The 7,405-nt window shown below is 46.7% G+C and carries 8 protein-coding genes; 4 read left to right on the top strand and 4 right to left on the bottom strand.

Annotated elements, in window-relative coordinates:
• The 3 genes from RMO35_RS10350 to RMO35_RS10340 all read right to left on the bottom strand — a co-directional run.
• Positions 1-582, bottom strand: a 582-nt coding sequence (locus tag RMO35_RS10350) for an alcohol dehydrogenase catalytic domain-containing protein (protein ID WP_309740951.1), incomplete at its 3' end; no start/stop codon positions are given.
• Between the two features lie 63 nt (positions 583-645).
• Positions 646-2,232 (bottom strand): apolipoprotein N-acyltransferase, encoded by a 1,587-nt coding sequence (gene lnt, locus RMO35_RS10345; protein WP_309740949.1) that lies wholly within the window; start codon positions 2,230-2,232, stop codon positions 646-648.
• A 119-nt stretch (positions 2,233-2,351) separates the two neighbouring features.
• Positions 2,352-3,260, bottom strand: coding sequence for an undecaprenyl-diphosphate phosphatase (locus RMO35_RS10340; protein WP_396135643.1), 909 nt, complete (start codon positions 3,258-3,260; stop codon positions 2,352-2,354).
• A gap of 293 nt (positions 3,261-3,553) precedes the next feature.
• Here RMO35_RS10340 and RMO35_RS10335 point away from each other — a divergent pair, with 293 nt between their 5' ends.
• A complete protein-coding gene (locus RMO35_RS10335; protein WP_309740943.1) occupies positions 3,554-4,243 on the top strand; it encodes a DUF3120 domain-containing protein in 690 nt (229 codons plus the stop codon).
• Between the two features lie 65 nt (positions 4,244-4,308).
• Positions 4,309-5,352, top strand: coding sequence for an adenylate/guanylate cyclase domain-containing protein (locus RMO35_RS10330; protein ID WP_309740941.1), 1,044 nt, complete (start codon positions 4,309-4,311; stop codon positions 5,350-5,352).
• Between the two features lie 318 nt (positions 5,353-5,670).
• Here the strand turns inward: RMO35_RS10330 and RMO35_RS10325 are convergent, their stop codons facing one another.
• Complete coding sequence (locus RMO35_RS10325) at positions 5,671-5,895, bottom strand: ferredoxin-thioredoxin reductase variable chain (RefSeq protein ID WP_309740938.1); 225 nt, start codon at positions 5,893-5,895, stop codon at positions 5,671-5,673.
• A gap of 317 nt (positions 5,896-6,212) precedes the next feature.
• Between RMO35_RS10325 and RMO35_RS10320 the strand changes: the two genes are divergently transcribed.
• Both RMO35_RS10320 and RMO35_RS10315 read left to right on the top strand, forming a co-directional pair.
• The gene (locus RMO35_RS10320; protein WP_309740935.1) at positions 6,213-6,638 is read left to right on the top strand and encodes a nuclear transport factor 2 family protein; all 426 of its coding nucleotides are present in this window, start codon (positions 6,213-6,215) and stop codon (positions 6,636-6,638) included.
• Between the two features lie 181 nt (positions 6,639-6,819).
• A complete protein-coding gene (locus RMO35_RS10315) occupies positions 6,820-7,386 on the top strand; it encodes a photosystem I assembly protein Ycf4 (protein ID WP_309740933.1) in 567 nt (188 codons plus the stop codon).
• The last annotated feature ends 19 nt before the right edge of the window (positions 7,387-7,405 follow it).

The following is a 7,405-nucleotide window of genomic DNA, read 5'->3' as shown; positions in this document are numbered from 1 at the left end:
ACCAAACACCACCACATTCGCCCCTGGTTCGACTTTGGCAGTATTAATCACCGCGCCAACCCCCGTCGTCACTCCACACCCAATCAGGCATACTTTCTCAAACGGGGCATCGGGACGAATTTTAGCCAGCGCAATTTCAGGGACTACCGTATAGTTGGCAAATGTCGAAGTCCCCATATAGTGATGCAGCATCTCTCCCTCATAGGAAAACCGACTGCTCCCATCGGGCATCACCCCGCGCCCCTGCGTAATCCGAATCGCCTGACAGAGATTAGTTTTGCCACTGAGACAATAATCGCAGTTGCGGCACTCTGGCACGTATAGCGGAATCACCCGATCGCCCACTTGCAGGCTCGTCACACCCGCCCCAATCTCGACAACGACTCCTGCCCCCTCATGCCCAAGAATCGCGGGAAACAAGCCTTCTGGGTCGGCTCCAGACAAGGTATAGGCATCGGTATGACACACCCCTGTCGCTTTGATTTCGACGAGTACTTCCCCCGCTTGTGGTGGTGCGAGATCGACAGTGGTAATTTCGAGGGGTTTAACTGCTTGGAAGGCGACTGCGGCTTTGACTTGCATGGTGGCGGTACAGTATGGAATATCTACTATTCAAACAGATTTTGAGGTAGCAGGGGCAAGAGACTATCTCGCCTGTTGCCGCTTTTTGGAGAATCGATCTAAAATTAGACCGATCGCGAATAATAGCGGCGTCAACCAGTTACCATACCGGACATATAAAGTTTGCGTCGAGCGACGATAAACTCGATCGGCATGAACGACAAATTCATTAAGTTTGGAGATCCATTGTGTGCGCCCATGCGGATCGACAAATGCAGAATAGCCAGTATTACTAGATCGTACCAGCCAGCGATCGGTTTCGATCGCCCGCATCACATCGAGCGCCTGATGTTGGGCTGGCATGGCATCGCCATAATGAGCATCATTAGATGCTGTAATAATCAATTCAGCCATCTGCGCCTGACGCCGAAAATGTTCGGGATAAGCCGAGTCGTAACAGATGCCAAAGATAATTTTTCCGATTGGGGTGTCTATTAATGGCGCAAATCCACCTGCTTGTAAATGTGAGTCCAGCGGCGAGATCGTATCGACAAATTTACCGAGATATTGCTCGAAGGGAATATATTCGCCGAGTGGTACTAACTTCCACTTGTCATAGCGCACGATTTCTTTACCACTACCATCGATCGTCAAAATACTATTGGTAATTTTATTACCCACTTCTCCAAATCCGCCAATAAAAGCCGTCACTTTTTGAGCTAAAATTGCTTGATAAAAAGGCGTCTGTTTAATTTGGCTTTCTCGATAGGGGAGGGCTGTCTCTGGTGTCACGACTGCCGCAACACCTTGTTTAGCAAGCGATAGATATCCTTGGGTATAATTTTCCATCGCCAGATCGTAACCCGATCGATAATGTCTGACTTCATTGCCAATATTACCTTGAATGATACCGATCTTAAGACTAGAATCGATCGGTTGTATTAGCGGCAAATTTGCTAAGCTAGCGCCAATTAACTGGAGGCTAATAACTACCGCGATCGCACTGCCAAAATAAGGAAATGCAGAAGCTGACTTATTAATTAATTGGAGAGGACGATTGCGATCGAGCGCTAAACAGCCCTCGGCAATTAAACCATTAACAAACACGATCGCCCCAGTGACTGTCGATGGCCCCGATAATTGTCCGAGATGGAGGATGTCTAAATTGTGCGGGCTTTGAGTCATTGCCAATGATGTCCACCACAAGTCAGTAAGACTATATAATTCTTCCAGTCCACACCAACAAGCTGTCGCTAAAATTACTCTAACAATCGGATTTAGATATAGTTTTGAATTTATAAACCTTAAACACAGCCACCACAAAACTACTAAACTAGCACCCCATAAAGTAATAAAAGTCAAACAAAAAGTCGCGATACCTAAACTAGCTAAAAAAGGCACGCCCATCCACATCATCGGATGAATACCAAAGATCCAACTCAGCCCCAGTCCATAGCAGCCAATCCCCCAACACAAGGCATAAACTATCGGCGTAAAACCTTGCTGGCGACAGCCCAAATACCACAGTGGTGCGAGCGCCACCCATGCCAGATACCAAGCTTCGACGGGTGCGAATGTCATCCCCATCAAGACGCCGCTTGCCAGCGCCAGCCCCATCTCGAACAGCTTGGGGGTAAATTTAGTTAGTGGTTTTCGCGAGGGTATGAGCATGAGTAATGGGTAATTCGATCGACCGAAGCTAGTGTATGAAAATAACTAATTTTTGTATTGTAATTGTAAATCTTGGTATCCGGATCCTACTCGATCGTCAAAATAGCATCAAAAGAAAACTAATTAATCAATCTACCAAAGGCTACTGCTGTTAGAATTGCAGTGCCAAAAGCTAATCGATAGCAGATAAAAATAAAAGTATTATTGGTTTGTAAAAACTTGAGCAACCAGGCAATCGACAAATAAGAAAAAACTGCCGCCGATAACGTCCCCACAATTAACGAAACTACGGAAACACCACTAAATCCCGTTTCCAAGGCACTCTTGAGTTCCGAAACACCAGCCAGCGTAATCGAAGGAATACCTAATAAAAATGAAAATCTCGCTGCTGCTGCCCGTTCGAGACCGAGAAATAACCCCGCAGTCAAAGTAGCGCCAGAACGCGAGCAACCGGGAATTAGTGCCAAACATTGCCCCAATCCCATCCACATCCCATCAATGATTCTGAGCTTATGTAAATCTCGATCGCGTCTGCCAATTCGTTCGGAAATACCTAACAAAATAGACATAAAAATTGAAGCACAAGCGAGCGCACCTAAACTACGCAATGGTGAATGGTCGAAGTCTTTAATATATATTTTAATTAATAAACCGAAAAAAACAATCGGGATCGTCCCTAGCACGATCCCCACAGCCATTTGAAACTCCAGAGAGCGATAATCTTTTTGCCCGATGGCTGTGAATGCACCCGTAACTACCGTGACAATATCGCTCCAAAAGAACCAAATTACCGCCGCAATACTACCCAGTTGAATAATTGCGGTAAATGCCACGCCAGGATCGCCCCAGTGCAGAGCTTCAGGAACTACCTTCAGATGTGCCGAACTACTAATCGGGAGGAATTCCGTCACCCCCTGCACCAATCCGAGAAAGATGGCTTGGAAAATATTCAGATCGGCTGAGAGCTTATCACTCCCAGCCGCTGGAGTGGCAAGTGTGGCGGTGGCTGTTAATAAGAGGATCGCCATTGTCACCAATACAAATAGCGGGAATTTAGATCTCGATCGGACGATCGACAAATTCTTTAGAATCATTTAATTAACGGGTAATTAGGTACTGGTATCTTCCCACCGATCGCCGCTCTGCGTAACAAATATTAATGTCTGGCAGCAGCACTTCTCATAATCGTAATTCTTGAATTATTGCGTTCCTAAGTTGCTAGAGCCATACCGGACGTGGTTTGTCAGATTGCTTCACAGCAATATAGCTCATATAATATCTTTATATAAATAAACATTAAGTCACCAATATCTATATTACTTTGCTTAACTCCAGCTATAAATCCAGCGAAACCAACGGTACATGGCGATGGCAGCTCCAGGGGACTTGGGGTGTTTTTGCAGCAGCAGCATTTTTAGTATCTGTGCCTGTCTTTATTGAAGCTCCTCTGGTTCGGAATTACCCAGTGCTGAGTGTTGTCAGTACGATCTTGTGGGTGTGCTTGGGCGGGATCCTCAGCCAGCGTCCTCGCAGCCAAATGTGGGGCGATTTGATATTGGGGTTTAGTTGGAGTTGGTTGGCTGGAGCAATTTATTGGGGTTGGTTTCGCTGGGATCCAGCGATTCATTTACCGATCGAGTCGATTGGGGTACCATTTGCGGTCTGGGCACTATGGCGAGGCTTTGGTAAAATTGGCGCTCTATTCTATCTTGGCTCTCTCGTGGGCACGGCTATTACCGATTTATATTTCTATCAAGTTGGCTTGATGGAACACTGGCGACAGGTGATGCAGGTCGATCCTGCCCTCGCCATGCCGATCTTACAACAAGCGATCGTCCAAGTTCGGACGCCTTGGGGGACAGCATGGGCAGTGGTACTCGTGAATTTGCTATTGGGTGTGGGTATAATACCTTTAGGAACAAAGCAGTGGCATTGGTACGCCTTTAGTGGCGCAGTTTTAACAACCATCGTCGTCGATAGTTTGTTTTTGTGGGTTGCTAGCCATGCCTAAATTATTTAGATTGTGAGCCAGCCGACCGCCGATCCACTAGTTCACCGTCATATCATATCCCAACCGTGAACCAGGGCATCTCACCATATCTGATTCTAAACACCGACAACGGTCAACGCCAGCTATCACTCGTTGATGGCAACTGCTGGACTGTGGGACGTGGCGATGACAACCAATTTGTCGTCAAAGATCGCTGTATTTCTCGCAACCATGCGATGATTCAGTACACCGATGCTGGCGACCACTACCTGATCGATTTGGGCAGTAGCAACGGCACTTTTGTCAACGGTCGCCGAGTCAGTATTCCCGTGACTATCCACGACGGCGATACGATTACTTTCGGTCAAACTGAATTTGAATTTCACTGTCCGCGAGTGGATGGATCTCTGGGTCTCGATGCCGAAGGCACTCTCGATGGTACCGTTACATCAGTACTGCATCTTCGCAAGCTGATGTCAGTAATGGTCGTAGACATGCGAAATTTCACGATTTTGACCCGTCAGACCAATGAAAACCTACTATCCGAGGTGATGAGTACCTGGTTCCGCAATGCCGGAGCGATCATTCGCAATCGCGGTAGCTGGGTCGATAAATACATTGGTGATGCTTTGATGGCGCTATGGTTCCACAATGGCGAGACTGTCACCAAGCAAGAGATGATGAATATTCTCCTAGCATTAGACGACCTCAACAAAATGACTCGGGAATTGAGCCAGCAGTATCCATTACCCTTCGAGCTAAAAATTGGTGCGGGAATCAATACGGGTCACGCGATGATCGGCAATGCTGGCAGTAGTGACAGACCGGACTACACTGCTTTGGGCGATACAGTGAATGCGGCATTTAGACTAGAAGCAATTACCAAAGAACTCAACGCCGAAATTGCGATCGGTTCCTCTACTTATCGCTATCTTGCACCCTTACTAGGCAAGCATCGCGTTTTTAAAGAATGCTCCGTCGATCTCAAGGGTTACGACGCTCCCGCGATCGTCCATGCCACCAATTTTGGCCCGCTGAATGCCTTTTTGCAACTAGCCAATAGTCAAGGTGCTGCCACTCAAATCGTGCAGCCACAAACCCAAATTAATTTAACTAAACCGATGGGCTAGAGTTAGTCGCAATTAAAATCCTTTTCCACAGATTTATTCGATACTAGTAAAACTTTAATTCTCGATCTTTGATTCGATCCTGAGCAGCAAGTTTTTCAGATCTATATCTAGAAGACTAATAACTAAGTAGGCAAATGCAGCTACTTATTGAATAAATCGTGCCTAGAACCTAGATGGTGGGCAGTGTCCACCCTACTGGGACTAAGTAGGTAATGCAATTATTTATTAGATATACAATAATGCCTAGAGCCTAGATGGTGGGCAGTGCCCACCTACGAGATCTTCAGCGATCGAGCATTCCCAAATCTACATTTAGATCTAAATTACTTCAAGTTCATCCGATCGCATGTGCGCCCGTAACTTGTCGAGGTCGAACTTCACCACGAGCGGAAAATTGGCACTGACAGGGCGACCTTTCCATTCTGTCGCAATCTTATCGATCGTCCCCTCTAAATTGTGAATATCTACAGCTTGACCGCGATTTTTGGGATGATGATAAATGATTACAGATGTATTGACACGAACGCGGTCGCCTACTTGCATGGTCTTAAAATACCTATGTTTAGTGAAAATCAATGAAGTGCGATGTCCCTGGCTGGATCGAGCTAGCTGCTTTTTTGTCTAATTTGGGTCGATCGCCAAAACTTAATCGGTAGCTTACCATTCTCGCATAATTTAGTCTCGGTCGCGATCGGGATTTGGGAATTTAGCAACGGTTAGGGATGGAAATCAGTGCTGCGCCACTGTCAGCAATTCCAAGGGTGGAAACCTTAGAGTCGAGCTAATCGCAGAAGTCGATCGGGCCTAGCTGATATAATAGAGTGCTTTAATGACTATTAACGCTACCAAAAGCCACAATAATGGAAACCAAACCACCATTACCACCATTTACCTTAGAAACCGCTACTGCTAAAGTCCAAGCGGCTGAAGATGCCTGGAATACTCGCAATCCCGATCGGGTAGCGTTAGCCTATACTGAAGACTCGGAGTGGCGGAATAGATCGGAGTTTTTCAGCGGACGCACGACGATTAGAGAGTTTCTGGCTCGTAAGTGGGCGCAAGAACTCGACTACCGCCTCAAGAAAGAACTCTGGTGTTTTATGGAAAATAAAATTGCGGTACGGTTTGAGTATGAGTACCACAATGAAGCGGGTAAATGGTTTCGGGCTTACGGGAATGAAAACTGGGAATTTGCGCCCAACGGTCTGATGATGCGGCGGTTTGCCAGTATCAACGATCTGGCAATCTCAGAAGCCGATCGCAAATTTCGCTGGGAACGCAGTTAACGCTTGGGGTATTCGGGTAGAGAGCGTACCTGAATGACTGCTTGATTAAATGAAGAACCGTAAAAATTCCGATCGAATCCGATCGAGTTGTAGGTAGATCGGTAATAGTAGGTAGAGATACTCGCGATTGTGCTCGGCACATGCAGCGCGAACGATGTAGATCGAAACTAATTTATTAAAAATGTCTAATCCATCAATCACTGTCGAGCAGACAGTTTTGTCCCAACCTGTACTGGGTTCGCGCCGTTTTAGTAACTACTTTTGGGCAGTTATTGTCTCCATTGGGGGGATTGGCTTTCTGTTAGCTGGGCTGTCTAGCTATTTCAAAGTTAACTTACTCCCGGTGAGCAATCCACTGTCATTAGCATTTATTCCGCAAGGGATCGCCCTGACTTTCTACGGTGTTGCAGGTACTTTGCTCGCTACTTACTTGTGGGTGGCGATCGTCTTAGATATTGGCGGCGGTTACAATAAGTTCGATCGCGAAGCTGGCGAGATTACTATTTTTCGCCATGGTTTCCCCGGTAAAAATCGGCGGATCGAACTCAAAAGTAAGCTTGCTGACGCTCAAGCAGTCAGAGTCGATATCAAAGATGGACTCAGCCCCCGCCGCACCCTTTACGTGCGGATCAAAGGTCGTCGGGAAATCCCCCTCACTCGCGTCGGCGAACCAGTTTCACTGACTGAACTAGAAACTCAAGGAGCAGACTTAGCGAGGTTTTTAGGGGTGCCGTTGGAGGGACTTTAGGAGATGGGAGATGGGAGAT

This window comes from Chamaesiphon sp. OTE_20_metabat_361 (assembly GCF_031364565.1).
This window is presented reverse-complemented; position numbering and strand designations above follow the sequence as displayed.